Origin of the sequence: Streptomyces sp. NPDC090994, assembly GCF_044768905.1 — a bacterium.
GTDB lineage: Bacteria > Actinomycetota > Actinomycetes > Streptomycetales > Streptomycetaceae > Streptomyces.
In genome coordinates this window covers 19,382-41,032 of sequence record NZ_JBIVWS010000008.1, presented here as the reverse complement: position 1 = coordinate 41,032, position 21,651 = coordinate 19,382, and the positions used below count along the sequence as shown (strand labels likewise).

Here is a 21,651-nt window from a genome sequence, read left to right as displayed (position 1 = left end):
CGCCTTCACGCCCCCGCCACCGCGCCCGCCACCGTCCCGAAGGGCTAGCCGCACACGGCAGTTGTGGTTAGCCTTGCCTAAGTCTGTGGGTCCGGCGTCCGGGTGCTGTGACCGCCGCTCCGCGAGGACACGTGGGGGAAGCGGATCTGCCGGGACGGGCCGCACGGTCCGCCCCGCGCGAAGCCCGGCCCAGCCTCCACCACCCGCGTCACTCCGCTCCATCAGACTCCGAAGCGAAGGACCACCGATGTTCCGCTCCCGCAGAGCACCACGGCTCGCCGCCGCGCTCGCCTCCGCCCTTCTGCTCCTCACCGCCGCCACCGCCTGCGGCGGGGACGACTCGGACTCCGGCACCTCGGGTTCCGGCACCGAGGCGAGCGCCTCCGGAGGGTCCGCGTTCCCGGTCACCATCGACCACAAGTACGGTTCCACGACGATCGAGTCCGAGCCGAAGCGGATCGTCACGGTCGGCCTCACCGACCAGGACGCGGTCCTGGCGCTCGGCAAGGTGCCGGTCGGCACCACCGAGTGGCTGGGCGGCTACCCGGGGGCCATCGGCCCGTGGGCCGAGGAGAAGCTCGGCGGGGCCGAACTCCCGACCGTCCTGAAGGACACCGGCACCGGCCCCCAGGTGGAGCGGATCGCGGCGCTCAAGCCCGATCTGGTCCTGGCGGTGTACGGCGGGCTCACCAAGGAGCAGTACGAGTCGCTGTCGGCGTTCGCGCCGGTGGTCGCCCAGCCGAAGAAGTACAACGACTACGGCGTTCCCTGGCAGGAGCTGACCGAGCGGGTCGGCCGGGCGCTCGGCAAGCCGGACCAGGCCGCCGAGGTGGTCCGGAAGACCGAGGACACCATCGAGGCGGCGGCGGCCGGGCATCCCGAGTTCAAGGGCGCGACCGCGCTGATGGCCACCCCCTACGAGGGCATGTTCGTCTTCGGCACCCAGGACGCGCGCTCGCGGCTCCTCACCGACCTCGGGTTCTCGCTGCCCCGGGGGCTGGACAAGGCGATCGGTGACCGGTTCGGCGCGAACATCAGCAAGGAGCGCACCGACCTGCTCGACCAGGACGCCATCGTGTGGTTCGCCGGTGACGTCACCAAGGACGCCGCCAAGTTGCACGCGGACGCCTCGTACCAGGACCTGGGCGTGGTGAAGGAGGCCCGGGAGGTCTTCGTGGCCGAGTCGAGCGACTACGGCCACGCGACCTCGTTCGTCTCCGTGCTGAGCCTGCCGTACGTGGTGGAGCGGCTGGTTCCGCAGCTCGCGGCGGCCGTGGACGGCAAGCCGGCGACCAAGGTGGAGCAGCCCGCCGCGTGACCCTGAGCCGCGCGCCACGAGGGGGCGGGTCCCCCTCGTGGCAGGCGCGGTCAGCCGTCCATCGCCTCGGCCAGGCTGCGGGGCCGCAGGTCCGTCCAGTGGGTCTCGACGTACTCCAGGCAGGACTGCCGGGAGGCGGGGCCGTGGACGGCGCGCCAGCCGGCGGGGACGTCGGCGAAGTCGGGCCACAGGCTGTGCTGGTTCTCGTCGTTGACGAGCACCAGGTAGACGCCGTCGGGGTCCTCGAACGGGTTGGTCATCGGGTTCCGCCTCCTCGCTCGGTCATCGGGTTTTGCCTCCTCGGTCCTCGGGTGTGCGCGGGTGGTCGTCCGCCCACGCGAGCAGGCCGTCCAGGGCCCGGAACCAGGTCCGGGCCAGGTCCTGGACCGCCTCGCGCGGCAGCAGCCCTTCCAGGTACGCCCAGTGGGCGGAGAGCACGGGGCCGTCCGGGCGGTCCTCGGTCACCACGTTGATCTCCAGTGCGTGGCCCTGCCGCATCGCGGGCTCGGGGCCGATGTCGGCCGCGTCCTCCTCGGGCGCGTACGACCAGTCGGTGTCCTCCGGCAGGCCGAACCGGCCGAGGTAGTTGAACTCGACGCGGGCCGGTTCGCGGACCGCGAGGATCTCGCGTGCGCGCGGGTCCAGGTGGCGCAGGAGGCCGTAGCCGACGCCGTTCGCGGGCAGCGACGCGAGGTGCGCGCGGATCCGCCGTACGGTGTCGGCCGCGGCGGGGCCGCCCGTGAAGGCGTCGGCGAGGTCGCCCGGCCCGGCGTCCAGGCGGACCGGGAAGACGCTGGTGAACCAGCCCACGGTCCGGGAGAGGTCGACGCCGTCCCCGGCGAGTTCCGCCTCCCGGCCGTGGCCTTCCAGGTCGACCAGGACGGTCCGGTCGTGGCCGCCGCGCCGGTGGCGCCAGTCGGCGAAGGCGAGGGCGAGGGCGGCCAGCAGTACGTCGTTGACACCGGCGCCGAAGGCCGCGGGGACGGTGGACAGCAGGGGGCCGGTGCGCTCGGCGGGCAGCCGCAGGACGACCTCGCGGCGGGTGGCGGTGGTGTCGCGGCCGGGATCGGGTTCCCGGGTGAGCGGGAAGGGTTCCGTGCCGCCGTCCAGGACGGAGGTCCACACCGGCAGTTCCGTCTCGCGGGCGGGGTCGCGGGCCAGGTCGGTGAGGAGCCGGGACCAGCGGGCGAAGGACGTCTCCACGGGGTCGAGGCGGGCGGGGCGCCCCGCGCGGACGTCCTGCCAGGCCGCCGCCAGGTCCGGCAGCAGCACCCGCCAGGACACGCCGTCCACCACCAGGTGATGGGCCGCCAGCAGCAGCCGTCCCGGTGCGTCACCGCCCGCGTCGAACCACACGGCCCGCACCATGTCCCCCGCGTCCGGGTCCAGCCCGGCCCGGGCGGCAAGCGCGTGCTCCCGTACGGCACCGGCCAGCGCGGTGGCGTCGAGGCCGCGGACGTCGACCCGTTCGACCCACCGGGCCGCGTCGACGGAGCCCGCGGGCGGGACGTGCAGCGACCAGTCGTCGCGGGGATGGGGCCGCACCAGTGTGGCGCGCAGCATGTCGTGCCGGTCGGCGAGCGCCTGGAGGACGGCGGTCAGGCCGGGCAGGTCCAGGCCGGCGGGGGTGCGGACCAGCGCCGACTGGTGGTACGTGGCGAACGGGCCGCCCAGTTCGCGCAGCCAGTGCATCACCGGGGTGAGCGGCACGGTGCCGGTGCCGTCGTCCTCGGGGCGGGAGGCTGCCGGGGCGGTCTGCTGGGCGACGGCGGCCAGCGCGGCCGGGGTGCGGTGCCGGAAGACGAGGCGCGGGGTGATCCGTACGCCCGCGGACCGGGCCAGGCCGACCAGGCGCATGGCGACGATGCTGTCGCCGCCGAGGGCGAAGAAGTCGTCGTCCGCGCCGACCCGTTCGAGCCCCAGGACATCGGCGTAGACCGCGCACAGGGCCTCCTCCCGGGGAGTACGGGGGTCCCGTCCGCCGGAGAGGGCGGTGAAGTCGGGGGCGGGCAGCGCGGCGCGGTCCAGCTTGCCGTTGGCCAGGCGCGGGAAGCGCTCCAGCGGCACGACGGCGGCCGGCACCATGTGGTCGGGCAGCCGGGCCGCGACATGGGCGCGCAGTTCCGCCGGGGCGGCCGTGGACACCACGTGGGCGACCAGCAGGGTGCGCGGGCCGTCCTGGCGTGCGGTGACCAGCGCTTCCGTGACGGCCGGGTGGTCGGTGAGGGCGGACTCGATCTCGGCGGGCTCGATGCGGAAGCCGCGGATCTTGAGCTGGTCGTCGGCCCGGCCGAGGAAGTCGAGCCGTCCGTCGGCCGTCCAGCGGGCCAGGTCGCCGGTGCGGTACATGCGGGTGCCCGGGGTGCCGAACGGGTCGGCGACGAACCGCTCGGCGGTCAGCGCGGGGGCGTTCAGGTAGCCGCGGGCGAGGCCGCCGCCGGACAGGTACAGCTCGCCGGTCACGCCCGGCGGCACCGGTCGCAGCCGCTCGTCCAGGACATGGGCGCGGGTGCCGGCCACCGGGCGTCCCACCAGCGGGCGTTCGCTGTCCCGCACCCGGGCCACCAGGGCGTCGACGGTGGACTCGGTGGGCCCGTACAGGTTGTACGCCTCGGGGCCGCGCGGGCCGGCCAGGCGCCGCCAGAGGGCGAGCGGTACGGCCTCGCCGCCCACGCCGACCGCCGCGAGCGGACCGTCGGCGTCCAGCGGCAGGCCGCTGTCGGCCATCTGGGCCAGCAGGGACGGGGTGACCTCCAGGAAGTCGAAGCGGTGGCGTACGACGGCGGCGGCGAGGAGTTCGGGATCGCGCCGCACCTCGTCGGAGACGATGTGCACGCAGTGCCCGTCCAGCAGCCAGAGCTGGGGCTGCCAGGACGCGTCGAAGGAGAACGACCAGGCGTGCCCCGCCCGCAGATGGCGCCGCCCGGCGGCCTCGACGGCCGGGGCGTGGAGGGTCTCGCGGTGGCTGTGGAAGAGGTGGCCGAGGGACGCGTGGGTGACGACGACGCCCTTGGGACGGCCGGTGGAGCCGGAGGTGTGGATGACGTACGCCGGGTGGCGGGGCGTCAGCGGGGCGGTGCGGTCGGCGTCCGTGAGGTCGGCCGGGTCGTGGGCGGCGATCCGGGCGGCCGTCGCCGGGTCGTCCAGCAGCAGGGCGCCGGGGAGTTCACCGGGCGCGGCGGCGGTGGTCGTCGTCAGGGTCAGTACCGGGCGGGCGTCGGCGAGGATGCCGGCGGTGCGGTCGGCCGGGGCGTCCGGGTCCAGCGGCAGACAGGCGGCGCCGGCCTTGTGCACGGCGAGGAGGGCGGCCAGGTAGCGGGCGGTGCGCGGCAGGGCGAGGGCGACCAGGCGCTCGGGGCCCGCGCCCTGGGCCACCAGGAACCGCGCCAGGCGATTGGCCTCCGCGTTGAGTTCCGCGAAGGTCAGCTCGATGCCGTCGGAGGCCGCGGCGGGCCGGTCGGGGCAGGCGCGTACCCGTTCCTCGAAGAGCGCGGGCACGGTGGTGGGGGCGGCGAGGAGCGGCCTGGCGTGCCAGCCGGCGGTGAGGCGGCGGCGTTCGTCCGGGGCGAGGATGTCGATCGCGCCGAGCCGCAGGCCCGGGTCGTCGGCGACGGCCCGCAGGACGCGCCGCAGACGCGCCGCGAAGGACTCGGCGGTCGTCCGGTCGAACAGGTCGGCGCTGTACTCCAGCACCCCGTCCACGCCGGTGCCGTCGGCGCGTTCCACGAAGTCGAAGGAGAGGTCGAACTTGGCGGTCGGGGTCGCCACGTCGTACCGGGCCGCCCGCAGTCCGGGCAGACCCGGGGTGTCGTCCCCGGCGGGCAGGTAGACCACCATCACCTGGAACAGGGGGTGCCGGGCGAGGGACCGGGCCGGGTTGACCGCCTCCACGATCCGTTCGAACGGCACGTCCTGGTGGTCGAAGGCGGCCAGGTCGGTCTCCCGCACCCGGGCGAGCAGGTCGCGGAAGGCGGGGTCGCCGGAGGTGTCGGTGCGCAGGACCAGCGTGTTGAGGAAGAACCCGACGAGGTCGTCCAGGGCCGCGTCGGTGCGGCCGGAGACGGGGCTGCCGATCGGGATGTCGTGGCCGGCGCCGAGCCGGGTGAGCAGGGTGGCGACGGCGGCTTGGAGCACCATGAACACGGTGACGCCGTGGTCGCGGGCCAGCCGGCGCAGGCCGGCGGCCGTACCGGCGTCGAGGGAGAGGTCGGCCGAGCCGCCCCGGTAGGTCGCCTCCAGCGGGCGCGGCCGGTCGACGGGGAGCGGCAGTTCCTCGGGGAGGCCGCTCAGCGCCTGCTTCCAGTAGGCGAGTTGTGCGTCGCCGACCTGGTCGAGCAGGGTGTTCTGCCAGAGGGTGTAGTCGGCGTACTGGACCGGCAGCGGGGTCCACTCGGGGGGCCGTCCGGCGGCGCGGGCGGCGTAGGCGAGGGCCAGGTCGCGGCTGAGCGGCGCCTGCGACCACTCGTCGCCGGCGATGTGGTGCAGCACGTGCAGCAGGGTCCACTCGCGCTCGCCGGTGCGGAACAGGTGGACGCGCAGGGGCGGTTCGCGGTCGAGGGCGAAGCCGTACGCCCCGGCCGCGGCGAGCCGCCCGGGCAGCAGCTCGGCCCTGATCTCCTCGGTTTCGAACGGGACGTGCGCCGCGTCCGGTTTCAGGACCCGCTGGTGCGGGTGGCCCTCCTCGTCGGGGAAGACCGTGCGCAGCGTCTCGTGGCGCGCGACGAGGTCCCGTACCGCGGCCCTCAGCGCGTCGACGTCCAGGGTGCCGGTGAGTCGCCAGGCGGTGGGGATGTTGTACGTGGGGCTGGGGCCCTCGACCTGGTGGAGGACCCACAGGCGGCGCTGTGCGGACGACAGCGGCAGCCGCGCCGGGCGCGGAACCGCCGTCAGGGCGGGCCGGGTGGCGGCGCGGGCCGCGTCCAGCCGGGCGGCCAGCCGGGACGGTGTCGGCGCGTCGAACACCGTGCGCGGTGCCACCTCGGTGCCGAACGCCTTCCGGACGGCGGCGGCCAGCCGCATCGCCAGGAGGGAGTGGCCGCCGAGGGCGAAGAAGTCGTCGTCCACGCCGGCCTCCGGGACGCCGAGCACCTCCGCGAACAGGGCGCGCAGGATCTCCTCGCGGGGATCGCGGCCCCGGCCGCCGGCGCCGGCGCCGGCCGCGAGGTCGACGGCGGGCAGGGCGCGCCGGTCGAGCTTGCCGTTCGCGGTGAGCGGCAGCGCGTCCAGGGGCACGAAGGCCGCGGGAACCATCGGCGCGGGCAGTACGGCGGCGGTGTGGCGGTGCAGTTCCGCCGGGTCGACGGTGTGTCCGGCGGCGCGAACGACGTAGGCCACCAGCCGCTGGTCGTGCGGGACGACCACGGCGCGGCCGACGGTGGCGTGCCGGGCGAGGACGGCCTCGGTCTCGCCGGGTTCGACGCGCACGCCCCGGATCTTGACCTGGTGGTCGGTGCGGCCGAGGAAGTCGAGGCGTCCGTCGGCCGTCCAGCGGGCCAGGTCGCCGGTGCGGTACATGCGGGTGCCGGGGGCGCCGTACGGGTCGGCGACGAAGCGTTCGGCGGTGAGGGCGGGGCGGTCGAGGTAGCCGCGGGCCAGTTGGACTCCGGACAGGTACAGCTCGCCCGGGACACCCGGGGGGACGGGGCGCAGCGCGGCGTCCAGGACGTGGGTCCGGGTGTTCCACACCGGGCGTCCGATGGTCACGTGCGCGGTGCCCGGCGGTACTTCGGTGGCGGTGACGTCGACGGACGCCTCGGTGGGGCCGTACAGGTTGTGCAGCGCGGCGGGCAGCAGCCGGTGGAAGCGGTCGGCCACCGCGGCCGGGAGGGCCTCGCCGCTGCACAGCACCCGGCGCAGGCCGGTGCAGCGGGCGGCGGCGGGCTCGGCCAGGAACACCTGGAGCATGGACGGCACGAAGTGCGCGGTGGTGACGCCCTGTTCGCGGATCAGCCCGGCGAGGTAGGCGGGGTCCCGGTGGCCGCCGGGTTCGGCGAGCACCAGGGCGGCCCCGGTGATCAGCGGCCAGAAGAACTCCCACACCGACACGTCGAACCCGGCGGGGGTCTTCTGGAGCACCCGGTCCTCGCCGGTCAGGCGGTAGGCGTCCTGCATCCACAGCAGCCGGTTGGCGATGCCGCGGTGCGGGACGACCACGCCCTTGGGGCGGCCGGTGGAGCCGGAGGTGTAGATCACGTACGCGGGGGTGGCGGGGTCGTAGGCGGTGGGCAGGTCACCGGCCGGGCCGCCGTCGGGCAGCGCGGCGTCCACGACGCACACCGGCCGGGCCTCCGCCAGGACGAGCGCGGTCCGCCCGGCCGGCTGGTCGGGGTCCAGCGGCAGGTAGGCGCCGCCCGCGCGGTGCACGGCCAGCAGAGTGACGACCAGGTCCACGGAGCGCGGCAGGGCCACCGCCACCGTGCGCTCGGGTCCCACGCCCCGGCCGGCGAGCACCCGGGCCGCCCGCTCGACGCGGGCGTCCAGTTCGGCGTACGTCAGGTGCTCGGTGCCCGAGACCAGGGCCGTGGCGTCGGGGGTGCGGGCCGCTTGGGCGCGGAAGAGTTCCGGCAGGGTCGTGGGCGGGGTGGCGTGCGCGGTGGCGTTCCAGCGGGTGAGGACGAGGTCCCGCTCGTCGTCGGTGAGCGGGTCCAGGTCGCGTACGGCGGTGTCCGGTCCGGCCGCGATCTGCTCCAGGAGGCGGACCAGGCGCCCGGCCAGGCGCTCGGCCGTCGTCTCGTCGCAGCGGTCGAGGGCGTACTCCAGGAGCAGGGCCACGCGGTCGTGGCCCGTCTCGTCCACGGAGTGGTCCACGAAAGTGAAGTGGAGGTCGAACTTGGCCGCGCCGGTGTCCATGTCGTACCACTCGGTCGGCAGGCCCAGGACGTCCGGGTCGCCGTCGGGCCGGTGGTGGTAGCCGAGCATGACCTGGAAGAGCGGGTTGCGGCCCGCCGCGCGGGGCGGGTTGACGGCCTCGACGACGTGGTCGAAGGGGAGGTCCTGGTGCTCGAACGCGGCCAGGGACGACTCCCGCACCCGGCCGAGGAGTTGACGGAACGTCAGGTGCGGTCCGGTGAGGTCCGTGCGCAGGACGAGGGTGTTGACGAAGAACCCGACGAGGTCGTTCAGGGCGTCGTCGGTGCGGCCCGCGATGGGCGCGCCGAGGGGGATGTCGTCTCCGGCGCCGTGCCGGTGCAGGAACGCGGCGGTGGCGGCCTGGAAGAGCATGAACATGCTGGTGCCGGTGGCGGCGGACAGGTCGCGCAGGGCGCGGGCGGTGGCGGGGGGCAGGTCCAGGCGGACCTTGCCGCCGCGTCCGGTCGGTGCGTCGGGGCGGGGGCGGTCGAGCGGGAGGGCGAGTTCCTCGGGCAGGTCGCGCAGGGCCTCGGTCCAGTGGGCGAGCTGTCCGGGCCCGATCCGGTCGAGGAGGGCGTCCTGCCAGAGGGTGTAGTCGGCGTACTGGACCGGCAGCGGCGTCCACGCGGGCGCCCGGCCCTCGCGGCGGGCGGCGTAGGCGGTGGTGAGGTCGGTGAGGAAGGGCCGGTCGGACCACTCGTCGGTGGTGATGTGGTGCAGCACCAGCGCCACCACGTGGTCGTCGGCGGCCAGCCGCAGCACCTCGGCCCGCACCGGCAGTCCGGCGGACAGGTCGAAGGGGCGGCGCTGGGCCGCCGTGATCCGCGCGGCCGTCTCCTCCTCGTCCACGTCGGTGACGAGGAACTCCGGTTCGGCCTCCGCCGCCGGGACGACGTACTGGTAGGGCTCGCCGTCCTCCTCGGCGAAGCGGGTGCGCAGGGCCTCGTGCCGGGCTGTCACGTCGCGCAGCGCGGCGCGCAGCGCGTCCACGTCCAGGGCGCCGCGCAGCCGGAACACCAGCGGGAAGTGGTAGGCGGCGCCGGTGCCGGTGCCGGTGAGCCGTTCCACCAGCCACAGCCGCCGCTGGGCCGCCGACAGCGGGACGCGTGCGGGGCGTGGAGTCACGGGCCGCAGCGGGGGGCGGGTGGAGCGCGGTCCGGTGTCCGCGCGCCGGGCCAGCGCCTCGGGGGTCGGTGCCTCGAAGAGGTCCCGGATCGCCAGTTCCGCGCCCAGTTCGGTGCGGGCGCGGCTGATCAGCCGGGTGGCGAGCAGGGAGTGGCCGCCCAGGTCGAAGAAGTTGTCCTCGGCGCCGGTCCGGGGCAGCGCGAGCACCTCGGCGAACAAGCGGCAGAGCACTTCCTCGGCGGGGGTGCGCGGGCCGCGTCCCTCCGTCAGGGCGACGGCGGGCTCCGGGTCGGGCAGGGCGCGGGCGTCGAGCTTGCCGTTGGCGTTCATCGGCAGCCGGGGCAGGACGACGAAGGCGGCCGGGACCATGTGGGCGGGCAGCCGCCGCCCGAGGTCGTCGCGGAGCCGCCGGACGAGGGCGCCGTGACCCCGGGTGGCGGTGGGGGTGTTGGCGTACGGGGCGGAGCCTCGGTCGGGGCGGGGGCGGTGGAGGCCGGTCGTGCGGCGGGGGCGTGCACCGGGGACGAAGACCGCGTCGAGCAGGCCGGGGCGGTCCGACCAGGTGGTCAGGACGTGGTGACCGTGCCGCTCGCCCAGGGCGCGCAGGTCCTCCGGGTCCACGGTCGCGGCGGGCACCGGTGTCACGTCACCGTCCATGGCCCGCTGGGCGGCGAGGTCGCCGGCGGTGCGGGCGTCCGGGACGCGGCGCACGCGCAGCGGCCCGGTGCCGTCGAGGCGGGCGGCGAGGTCGTCGGGGCCGGCCCAGTCGACGGCGGGGACGGTGTCCAGCCGGGTCGTCTCGGCGGTGCCCTCGTGGAGGACGACGTCGTAGCGGTAGCGGGTCAGCTCGTTGTGGTGGCGGCCGGCCTTGACGCGCAGTTCGACGCCGGTGCCGAGGGTGCTGAACCAGTCCGGGTCGACGAGGAGTTCCTTCTCCAGGGCGAGGCCGCGCTCCACGGCCCGGCGCAGCGTGCCGGGGTCGGCGCCGGCCTCGGCGCGGGCGCGCTGGATGCCGGTCTGGAAGACGCGGGCCTGGCGCAGGTCGCGTACGTCGCCGAGGAAGAGGGCGCCGCCGGGGGCGAGCAGGTCCAGCGCGCCGCGCAGGACGCGGTGCAGGTGGTCCAGGCTCGGGAAGTACTGGACGACGGAGTTGATGACGACCGTGTCGAAGAAGCCGGCCGGGAGGCCGTCGGTGACGTCGGCGGCCTGGCAGCGCAGGGTGACCTTGCGGGCCAGTTCCGGGTCGGCGGCGAGGTCGGCGCCGAGTTTGCCGATGACGGGGGCGGCGAAGTCCGTCGCCCAGTACGCCTCGGTGTGCGGGGCGAGCCGGGCCAGCAGCAGCCCGGAGCCGACGCCGATCTCCAGGACGCGGCGCGGGCGCAGGGCGCGGATGCGGCGGACCGTCTCCTCGCGCCACTCGCGCATGTGGTCCGCCGGGATGGGGGTGCCGTCGTAGGAGCTGTCCCAGCCGGCGAAGTCCTCGGTGTGCACGGCCGTGCCGATCTCGGTGTACTCCGCGCTGTAGATGTCCCGCCACTCGCCGATCTGCTCCCGCTCGGCCGACTCCCGCGCCTCGGCGTCCGGTTCGGCGGGGACGACGTAGCCGACCAGGCGGCGGGTGCCGGGGGCGGTGGTGTCGTCGCGGGCGAGGACGGCGGCCTGGGAGACCTCGGGGTGCTGGGTGAGGGCGGTCTCGATCTCGCCGGGTTCGACGCGGTGGCCGCGGATCTTGACCTGGTCGTCGGTGCGGCCGAGGAAGTCCAGGTTGCCGTCGGGGCGGCGGCGGACCAGGTCGCCGGTGCGGTACATGCGCTCGCCGGGGCCGCCGTGCGGGTCGGCGACGAACCGTGCGGAGGTCAGGCCGGGCCGGTCGAGGTAGCCGCGGGCCAGGCCGGCGCCGGCGATGTACAGCTCGCCCGGCACGCCGTCGGGGACGGGGCGCAGCCAGGTGTCCAGGACGTGGGCGCGGGTGGCGCGGATCGGGCGGCCGACGGTCGGGGTGGCGCTGTCGCGGGTGCCGCCGCCGAGGGTGTTGATGGTGTACTCGGTGGGCCCGTACAGGTTGTAGCCGTAGGTGCCGTCGGTGTCCCGCAGGGTGTTCCACACCGTCTCGGTGACCGCCTCGCCGCCGAGCAGCACCAGCGGCGGACGGTGGCCCTCCAGCAGGCCCTCCTCGATGAGGAGGTGGGCGTAGGTGGGGGTCACGTTGACGACGTCGACGCGGTGTTCCTCGCAGTAGGCGACCAGGGCGGTGGCGTCGCGGCGGAGTTCCTCGTCGCAGATGTGCACCTCGTGGCCCTCGACGAGCCACAGGAGTTCCTCCCAGGACATGTCGAACGCGAAGGACACGGTGTGCGCGATGCGCAGCCGTCGTCCGCCGGCGGCGGCGATCGTGGGGGCGAAGATCTCCTTCTGGTGGTTGAGCAGCATGTTGGTGAGGCCCGCGTACGGGGTGACCACGCCCTTGGGGCGGCCGGTGGAGCCGGAGGTGTAGATGACGTACGCGGGGTGGTCCAGGCGGAAGGTGACGTCCGGCGGGCCGTCGGGCAGGGCCGCGAGGGCGGCCGTCGTGCCGGGGTCGTCCAGGAGCAGGCGCGGGGTGCCGGTGGTGAGGCGGCGGGAGACGGCCCGGGTGGTCAGCAGGAGCAGCGGGCGGGCGTCGGCGAGCATCAGGGAGAGCCGCTCGGCGGGGTGGTCGAGTTCCAGCGGGAGGTAGGCGGCGCCGGTGCGCAGGACGGCGAACAGCGCCACCACCGTGTCGACCGAGCGGGGCAGGCCCAGCGCGACGACCCGTTCCGGGCCCGCCCCGTGGGCGATCAGCAGGCGGGCGAGGCGGTCGCAGCGGGCGTCGAGTTCGGCGTACGTGACGGTACGGGTGCCGCAGACCAGGGCGGTGGCGTCCGGGGTGCGGGCCGCCTGGGCGGCGAGCAGGTCGGCCACGGTCTCGTGCGGTACGGGCGGGCGGCTTCCGGCGTCCGCGCGGGCGACGGCGGCGCGCTCGGCGGGCAGGACGGTGTCCAGCGCGCCGACGGGCACCGCCGGGTCGGTGACCAGGCGGTCCACCGCCAGCACGAACCGGTCCAGCAGGGACCGGGCATCGGTGTCGTCCAGGACGTCGGGGCGGTGGGCGAGGGTGACGCGGACCTGGTCGCCGGGGGTGACGACGAGGTTGGCCGGGTAGTGGGTGGCGTCCACGTTGGCGACGGCGGTGGCGCCGTAGCGGGCCCGCAGTTCCGCCAGCCGGTCGTCGGTGTCGGCGTTGCGCAGCACGAACAGCGTGTCGAACAGCCGCCGGTGCCCGGTCTCGGCCTGGAGGACGCCGAGGCCGAGGTACTCGTACGGCATCAGCGCCAGCCGTTCGCCCTGGACGCGGCGCAGCAGGGCGAGGACGGGTTCGCGCGGGTCGAGGGCGATGCGGGCGGGGACGGTGTTGAGGAACATGCCGACGACGTTCTCGACGTCGGGGACCTCGCTGGGGCGTCCGGCGACGGTGGTGCCGAAGGCGATGTCGGTGCGGCCGGTGGCGCGCGCCAGGACCAGCGCCCAGGCGGCGTTGAGGACCGTGTTGACGGTCAGGCCGTGGCGGCGGGCGAAGCCGCGCAGCCGCTCCGCGGAGGCCGGGGCGAGGGTGGTGTCGAGGTGGCGCGGGACGACCGGTGCCAGGCCGCGGTCGGTGACGTCGGGCGCCAGCAGCGTGGGCTCGTCGAAACCGTCGAGGGCGGCCCGCCAGGCGCGGGTGGCGTCGGTGTCGTCCTGCCGTTCCAGCCAGGTCAGGTAGTCGCGGTAGGAGCCGGGGCGGGCGAGTCCCGCCGGGTCGCCGCCGCTTTCGTACAGGGCGAAGAGCTGGTCCAGGAAGAGCCAGGCGGACCAGCCGTCCCAGAGGATGAGGTGGCGTCCGACGACGAGCCGGTCGCCGCGCTCCGCACCGAGCCGGATCAGCAGCATCCGGAAGAGGAGGGGGCTGCCGAGGTCGAAGCGGCGGGCCCGGGACTCCTCCAGCAGGTCCTCCATCCGCCGGTCCTGCGCGTCGCGCGGCAGCCCGGAGAGGTCGACCTCGGTCAGCGGTACGGGGGCGTCCCGGACGATGAACTGCACCGGCCGGCGCAGCCCGTCGCTGGTGAACCCGGCGCGCAGGCCGGCGTTGCGGGCCAGCAGCGCGCGGACCGCGGCACGCAGCCGGGCGGTGTTCACGCGCTCGGCGAGATCGAAGGACTCGTGGACGGTGTAGACGTCCAGGGCGCTGTCGTCGTACGTGGAGTGGAAGAACAGCCCCTCCTGGAGCGGGGCGAGCGGCCACACGTCCTCGACGCGGCCGGGGGCGATCCGCTCGACACGGGCGCGTTCCTCGTCGGTCAGCTCGAAGGCGGGGGCGGTCGGCCGGGCGCCGGTGTCCTGGACGTCTGCCGCGGCCTCGGCGAGGGCGGCCGGGGTGCGGTGCGTGAAGACGTCGCCGGGGCCGAGGGCGAGGCCCGCGCGGTGGGCGCGGCCGGCGACGGCGATGGAGCTGATGCTGTCGCCGCCCAGCAGGAAGAAGTCGTCGTCGGGCCCGGCGTCGGGCAGTTTCAGGACGGCGGCGAAGATCTCCGTGAGCAGCCGTTCGCGGGGGGTGCGCGGGGCACGGGGCGCCGTCCGTACCGCCTGCGGGGCGGGCAGGGCGGCCCGGTCGAGCTTGCCGCTGGGGGTGAGGGGCAGGGCGTCGAGGACCACCCAGGCGCCGGGGACCATGGCGGCGGGCAGGGAGCCGGCGAGGGCGGCGCGCAGGGCGCCGGGGTCGAGCGTGTCACGCGGGGCGGACGGGCCGGAGGCGGGCGCGGTGTCGGACGGATCGGGGACGTCCGGGGCGCCGGACGGTACGACGTAGGCGACGAGGGCCCCGTCCCGTACCGTCACGGCGGCCCGGGCGACCGGGGGCAGGGCGGTGAGCGCGGCCTCGATCTCGCCGGGTTCGACGCGGTTGCCGCGCAGTTTGACCTGGCGGTCGGTGCGGCCCAGGTACTCGATCACCCCGTCGGCGCGGCGGCGCACCAGGTCGCCGGTGCGGTACATGCGGCTGCCGGGCGGACCGTACGGGTCGGCGGTGAACCGTTCGGCGGTCAGCGCCGGGCGCCGGTGGTAGCCCCTGGCCAGCTGCACTCCGGTCAGGTACAGCTCGCCGGGCACGTCGTCGGGGACCGGGCGCAGGCAGGGGTCGAGGACGCGCAGGCCGGTGTTCCAGACCGGGCGGCCGAGGGGTACGGAGGCCACCCGGTCGTCGGCGGGGCCGTAGGGGTGGTGGGTGACGTCGACGGCGGCCTCGGTCGGGCCGTAGAGGTTGTGCGGCACGACGCCGGTCAGGGCGAGCCAGCGGCGGGCGGCGGCGGGCGGCAGGGCCTCGCCGCTGCTGAGGACGTGCCGCAGGGACGCCGACCAGGCGGGGTCGCCGGTGACCGCGTCGTGCTGGAGGAACGCCTCCAGCATGGACGGCACGAAGTGCATCGTGGTGACCCGGTGTTCCCGGACGAGGGCCGCCAGGTACGCCGGGTCGCGGTGGCCGTCCGGCCGGGCGAGGACGACCGCGGCGCCTTCGAGCAGCGGCCAGAAGAACTCCCACACGGAGACGTCGAAACTGGACGGCGTCTTCTGCAGGACCCGGTCGTCGGCGGTGAGCCGGTAGGTGTCCTGCATCCAGGCGAGACGGTTGACGATGGCGCGGTGGGTGACGACGACACCCTTGGGCAGGCCGGTGGAACCGGAGGTGTAGATGAGGTAGGCGGGGTCGTCGGGGCGGGCGGATGCCGGGGCGGATGCGGGCCCGGGCCGGGGGCTCGGTTCCTCGGCGTCGAGCAGGAGCGCCGAGGACGGCGCCGGCAGCCGGCCGGCCTGCGAGGTGAGCGTGACCACGGTCGCGGCGCCGGAGTCCCGGAGCATGTGGGCGACCCGGTCGGGCGGATAGTCCAGGTCGACGGGCAGATAGGCGGCGCCCGACTTCAGCACGCCGAGCAGCGCGACCACCAGCTCCGCCGACCGGGGCACCGCCACCGCGACGAACTCCCCCGGCCGCGCGCCCAGCCGGGCGGCGAGCGCCTCGGCGCGGGCGTCGAGTTCCGCGTACGTGAGCCGGGTGTCCTCGAAGACGACCGCCGTCGCCTCCGGGGTACGGGCGACCTGCGCGGCGAACGCCGCCGCGAGGGTGGTCTGCGCGACGGGCCGGTCCGGGCCGGCCGGGTGGGCGCGCAGGGCCTCGTCGGGCGAGAGGAGTTCGACGGATGCGGCGGTCCGGCCGGGGTCGTCGGCGATGGCCTCCAGCACGCGGACCAGGCGGTCGCCGAGGGCACGTACGGTGCCGGTGCCGATCCGGTCGGCGTGGTGCTTGAGCCGGAGGTCGAGCCGGGGGCCCGGCTTGACGACGAGGGCGAGCGGGTAGTGCACGGTGTCGTGGAAGGCGTCGCCGGTGATCCGTATCCGGCCGGAGGCGTCGCGGAGGCCGGTCGCGGCGGGGTAGTTCTCGAACACGACGAGGGTGTCGAAGAGTTCCCCCTCCCCCGCGTGCCCCGCCAGGCGCTGGATCTCCGCGAGCCCCAGGTGCTGGTGGCCGAGGAGGCGGGCCTGTTCGTCCTGGAGGCGGGTGAGCAGACCGGCGAGGGCGGCACCGGGTGTCCAGCGGAAGCGGGTCGGCACGGTGTTGATGAACAGGCCGACCATGGACGCGATGCCGTCGACCTCGCTGTCCCGGCCGGAGACCGTGGTACCGAAGACGACGTCGTCGCGGCCGGTCAGCCGGCCCAGGAGCAGTCCCCAGGCCGCCTGGACCACCGTACCGAGGGTGACGCCGTGTTCCCGCGCGCGGTCGGTGAGGCGCTCGGTGGTCTCCTCGGGGAGTTCCACCCGGACGTGCGCGGGGCGTACGGGGGCGGCGGAGGCCGGGGCGGTCACCAGGCGGGTGGGCTCGTCCAGGCCGGCGAGGGCGGTGCGCCAGGCGGCGCGGGCGGCCTCGTGGTCCTGGGCGGCCAGGCGGCGCAGGAAGGCACGGTAGGGGGTGACGTCGGGGAGCGGCGGGGCGTCGGTGCCGTAGTACGCCATCAGTTCGCGGTGCAGGACGGGCAGCGACCAGCCGTCGGCGACGATGTGGTGGAACGTCAGGATCAGGTGGGCGCGGTGGTCGTCGAGGCGGACGAAGGCGCAGCGCAGCAGCGGCGGCGTGGCGAGGTCGAAGCCGGCGGCGCGTTCCTCGGCGGCCGTCCGCTCGACCGGTGCGGGGTCGCCGTGGGGCGCGGGGCCGGTCTCCCGCCAGGGCAGTACGGCCCGTTCGGTGATGATCTGTACGGGGGTGCCGTCCGGGCGGCTGCGGAAGGCGGCGCGCAGGGGGGCGTGGCGGTCCAGCAGACGCTGGGCGGCGCGGCGCAGGGCGGCGGTGTCGACCGGGCCGGCCAGGTCGAGGACCTGCTGCACGACGTAGGTGTCCCGGCCCGCCCCGCCGGTCAGGGCGTGGAAGAAGAAGCCCTGCTGGAGCGGTGTGAGGGGGAGCAGTTCCGCGACGGGCAGCGGGTGCGTGCCCTGGACGGCGGCGAGTTCGGCGGCGTCTAGGCTGAGGAGCGGGGTGCCGGCGTCGTCCGTGTCCTCGGTGCGGGCGGCGGCGGCGCGGGCGAGGGCCTCGGCCGTGCGGTGCCGGAACACGTCGCGGGTGGTCAGCGTCAGCCCGGCTTCGCGGGCGGCGACGAGGAGTTGGATGGCGCTGATGCTGTCGCCGCCGACGGCGAGGAAGTCGTCCTCGGCGGTCACCGAGTCCAGGCCGAGCACTTCGGCGAAGAGCCGGCACAGCAGCCGTTCGCGCGGGGTCTCGGGCGGGCGGCCGGAACTCGTCGCCGCGTGGTCCGGGGCGGGCAGCGCCCGGACGTCGAGCTTGCCGCTGGGGGTGACCGGCAGGGCGTGCAGGGGCACGAACGCCGACGGGACCATGTAGTCGGGCAGCCACTGGGCGGCGTACCCGCGCAGGGCGCGCATCAGTGCCGTCACGTCCCGGAAGGGGGCGGGACGGTTGGCGTGCGGGCGGGTGCCCGAGGGGCGGTAGCGGCCGGTGACCGGGCCGTCGAGGGCGAGGACGGCGTCGAAGGCGCCGTCGTCGGCGGTGGCGTTCCAGGTGAGGGCGGCCCGGTAGCCGTGCGCGGCGGCGAGGGCGTGCAGGTCCTCGGGGTCGGCTCCGGCGCCGGCCGTGCCGCTGCTGTCGTCGAGCCGGCGCAGGTCGGCCAGGTCGTCGGCGAGCCGGGTGTTGGGGATGCCGGTGACCCGCAGCCGGGGCGGGCGCTCGGCCAGCAGCGCCCGCAGCGGGCCGGCCCCGGTCCAGGGCACCTCGTGCTCGTCGGGTCCGGTGGGCGGCGTGGCCGCCGGTCCGGGGCGCAGGACGACGTCGTACCGGTACCGGCTCAGCTCGTCGTGGTGGGCGCCGCGCTTGAGGCGGATGTCGGCGTCGAAGCCGTCGAGGGCGGCGAAGTAGTCGGGGTCCAGGAGGAGTTCGCCCTCCCAGCGCACCGACCGCTCGACGGCCTCGCGCAGCGCGTCCTTGTCCGCCTCCTGGCCGGGGCCGGCCCGGCGGGTCTCCACGGCGGCGCGCAGGGTGCGCAGCAGCCGCAGGTTGCGGACGTCGCCGACGAAGATCCGGCCGCCGGGGGCGAGCAGCGCGGCGGCCCGGCGCAGGACGTCGGTGAGGTGGCCGGCTCCGGGGAAGTACTGGACGACGGAGTTGAGGATGATCGTGTCGAAGTGGGCGGCGGGCAGGCCGTCGGTGTCGTGGGCGGGCCGCGCGGACAGCCGGACCCGGCCGGCCAGGCGCGGGTCGGCGGCGACCTGGCCGCGCAGCGCCTCGACCGCCCGCTCCGAGAGGTCGGTGCCCCAGTAGGTCGCGCAGTCGGGGGCGATCCGGGACAGGATCAGGCCGGAGCCGACGCCGATCTCCAGGACGCGGCGCGGCCCGAGTTCGCGGATGCGGTCGACGGTCGCGTCCCGCCAGGCGCGCAGCTGCTCGACGGGGATCGGGCGGCCGTCGTACATGCTGTTCCAGCCCGCGAAGTTCTCCCGGACCCCGGCGGTACGCGCTCCCTCCGCACCGGCCGCTCCGTACAGGAGGTCGTGCAGCTCCCGCCACTCCTCGACCCGGGCGTCGTCGTCGGACGGCGCGTCCAGGGCGGGTACGACGTAGGCGGCGAGCCGCCGGTCGCCGGGGCGGTCCTCGCGGGCGACCACCGTGACCTGGTCGACGGCCGGGTGGCCGCGCAGTACGGACTCGATCTCGCCGGGCTCGATCCGGAACCCGCGGATCTTGATCTGGGTGTCGGCGCGGCCGAGGAACTCCAGCCGGCCGTCGCCGCGCAGCCTGACCAGGTCGCCGGTGCGGTAGAGCCGTTCGCCGGGGGCGCCGAACGGGTCGGCGACGAACCGTTCGGCGGTGAGGCCGGGCCGGTCCAGGTAGCCGCGGGCCAGGCCCTCCCCGCCCAGGTACAGCTCCCCGGTGACGCCGGCCGGCACGGGGCTCAGGTACGCGTCGAGGACGTAGGCCCGGGTGCCCGGGTCGGGGACGCCGATGGGGACGAGGGAGCCGGGCGCGATGTCCGGGTCGCACCGGCCGAGCGTGGAGTTGGTGGTGGCCTCGGTCGGGCCGTAGGCGTTGAACATCATCCGGCCGCGGGCGTAGCGGGCGACCAGCTCCGGGGAGACCCGCTCGGTGCCCGCCAGCAGGGTGGCCGTCGGCGGGAGGGTCACGTCGGCGGGGAGGGCGGCGAGCAGCGCGGGCGGCAGGATCATGAAGGTGACGCCGTGGGCGTGGGCGTAGTCGGCGAGCGGCGCCCCGGGCACGCGGCGTTCGGCGGGCACGACGACCAGGCGGCCGCCGGAGAGCAGGCCGAGGCACAGGTCCCAGAAGGCGACGTCGAAGCTGGGCGAGGCGAACTGGAGCACCCGGCTGTGCGGGCCGACGCCGAACCGCTCGCTCTGGGTCGCCACCAGCTTGGCCACGCCGCTGTGTGCGAGGACGACGCCCTTGGGGCGGCCGGTGGAGCCGGAGGTGTAGATGACGCAGGCGGCGTTGCGGACGGTGAGCGGGGCGCCCCGGTCGGCGTCGGTGGGGTCGTGGGCCGGGCGGGCGGCCAGTTCCGCCGCCGTGGCGGGGGCGTCGAGGACCAGCGGTGCCGTGCCGTCCCGGGCGGGCAGGTCGCGGGCGCCGTCCTCGGTGGTGACCAGGCAGACGGGGGCCGCGTCGCCGAGCATGTAGGCGATCCGGTCGGCGGGGTAGTCGGGGTCGACCGGGAGGTAGGCGGCGCCGGACTTCAGGACGGCGACCTCGGCCACGATCAGGTCGGCGGAGCGGGGCAGGGCGATGGCGACGACGCGTTCGGGGCCGGCGCCGCGGGCGATCAGGGCGTGCGCCAGCCGGTTGGCGCGGGCGTCGAGTCCGGCGTACGTGAGCCGTTCGTCCTCGAAGACCAGGGCGACGGAGCCGGGGCGGCGCCGGACCTGCTCGGCGAACATCGCGGGCCAGGTGTCCGGGGGCACGCCGTGTCCGGTGGCGTTCGCGTCGACGACGATCCGGCGGTACTCGTCGGCGTCCAGCAGCGCGAGCCGGGCGACGGGCGTGTCGGGGCGGGCGAGGGCGTCGGTGAGCAGGGTGCGGTAGTGGCGGAGGACGCGGTCGGCGGTGGCCGCGTCGAACAGGCCGGGGTGGTAGGTGGCGCGGGCCTCGCCGTCGCGCACGTCCAGGAGCAGGTCGAGGGGGGCGGGCAGGCCGGTGGCGGGCCGGCCGGCGGTGGCGAGGGCCGTGTTGAAGAACAGGCCGCCGCCGCGCGTCGGCCGGGGACGTACTTCGTCCACCAGCATCTCCAGCGGCAGCCGCTGACTCTCGGCCTCCTGCCAGGCATGGGTAACCCGCCGCACCAACTCCCGGAATCCGGGCCCGTGTTGCAGACTGACCCGGATGGGCAGTCCGTCGTGGCCGACGGTCAGGTCGGTCGCGCCGCTGTAGCGGTGCAGCAGGGCGAAGAAGGCGGCCAGGAGGACGAGGTCCGGGGCGTCCGGCACCTCGGCGAGGGTGCGGGCGGACCGGACCGGGTACGGCTCCGGAGGGTGTGGCCGGTCGGTGGGCAGGGCAGTCTCGGGAGGCGGTGGGGTGAGCAACGTCCGCCAGTGGAGCAGGGATTCGTCGGAACCGCACACGACAGCGCGCCTCCCGGCAGGTCGGTCCCGGCCCTGGGCCGGGGATCGGCGCCATAGTAAGGTAAGGGTTACCTAAATCACAGGGTGCGCACAGCTTCCAGGCCATTCCAGGCAGACCTGACCGAAGGAAAACGGACGTGGGGACCTTGGCGGTCCGGGTGGCGAAAGGCCCCCGCGCGGCACTTCTGCTCATCCTCTCCGGCGCGGCACTGCTCGCCCTGTGCGGGATGTCGATGGCGTTCGGGGCGCTGAGCGTGCCCCCCGGCCAGGTCTGGGACACGCTGCTCGGCCACCCGCCCGGCTCCCGCATCGACAACGTCATCTGGTCGGTACGGCTCCCCCGCACCGCGCTCGGCCTCGCCACCGGCGCCGCGCTCGGCCTGTCCGGCGCGCTGATGCAGGCGCTGACCCGCAACCCGCTGGCCGACCCCGGCATCCTGGGGGTGAGCGCGGGCGCCGCCTTCGCCGTCGTCCTCGCCGTGGGGGTGCTCGACATCGGCTCGGTCCACGGCTACATCTGGTTCGCCTTCGCGGGGGCGGCGGTGGCCAGTGCGCTGGTCTACGGGCTCGGCGGACTCGGCCGCTCCGGCAGCACCCCGGTGAAGCTGGCCCTGGCCGGCGTCGCCGTGACCTCGCTGCTGTTCTCGCTGACCAGCGCGGTCGCCCTCACCGACCCGGACGCCCTGAACCGGTACCGCTTCTGGTCCGCGGGCTCGCTGGCCAACCAGGACCAGGGGGTGCTGCTGCGGGTGCTGCCCTTCCTCGCCGTCGGCGCGGTGCTGGCCCTGGCCTGCGCGCCCGCGCTGAACAGCCTCGCGCTCGGCGACGACGTGGCCAAGTCCCTCGGACTCAGGCTCGGCGTGGTGCGCGTCCAGGGCGTGGTGGCGGTGACCCTGCTCACCGGCGGCGCGGTCGCCGTCATCGGCCCCGTCGTCTTCGTCGGGCTGGTGGTGCCGCACCTCGTCCGCGTCCTGACCCAGGCGGCCGGCATCGGCCCGGACCACCGCTGGCTGCTCCCGCTGTCGGCGGTGCTCGCTCCCTGTCTGCTGCTCGCCGCCGACATCGCCGGACGGCTGATCGCCCGGCCGGCCGAGGTGCAGGCCGGCATCCTGGTCGCCTTCGTCGGCGGCCCGTTCTTCATCGCGCTGGTCCGCCGTCGACGCCTCGCGGAGCTGTGACCC

General features: G+C 75.6%; 4 protein-coding genes. 2 read left to right on the top strand and 2 right to left on the bottom strand.

Annotated elements, in window-relative coordinates:
• Positions 1 to 247: 247 nt before the first annotated feature.
• Positions 248 to 1,318: an iron-siderophore ABC transporter substrate-binding protein gene (locus tag ACIQR3_RS18875; protein WP_403540118.1), complete on the top strand. Its 1,071-nt coding sequence runs from the start codon at positions 248 to 250 to the stop codon at positions 1,316 to 1,318.
• Positions 1,319 to 1,368: 50 nt separating this feature from the next.
• On the opposite strand, the gene ACIQR3_RS18870 is transcribed toward ACIQR3_RS18875, so the two are convergent.
• Together ACIQR3_RS18870 and ACIQR3_RS18865 are read right to left on the bottom strand one after the other, a co-directional pair.
• Entirely contained in the window at positions 1,369 to 1,578 is a 210-nt protein-coding gene (locus tag ACIQR3_RS18870) for an MbtH family protein (protein ID WP_215165300.1), read from the bottom strand.
• 22 nt (positions 1,579 to 1,600) lie between these two features.
• A complete protein-coding gene (locus tag ACIQR3_RS18865) occupies positions 1,601 to 20,470 on the bottom strand; it encodes an amino acid adenylation domain-containing protein (protein WP_403540115.1) in 18,870 nt (6,289 codons plus the stop codon).
• A 137-nt stretch (positions 20,471 to 20,607) separates the two neighbouring features.
• On the opposite strand from ACIQR3_RS18865, the gene ACIQR3_RS18860 reads away from it, so the two are divergent.
• The gene (locus tag ACIQR3_RS18860; protein WP_403540112.1) at positions 20,608 to 21,648 is read left to right on the top strand and encodes a FecCD family ABC transporter permease; all 1,041 of its coding nucleotides are present in this window, start codon (positions 20,608 to 20,610) and stop codon (positions 21,646 to 21,648) included.
• Positions 21,649 to 21,651: the final 3 nt, after the last annotated feature.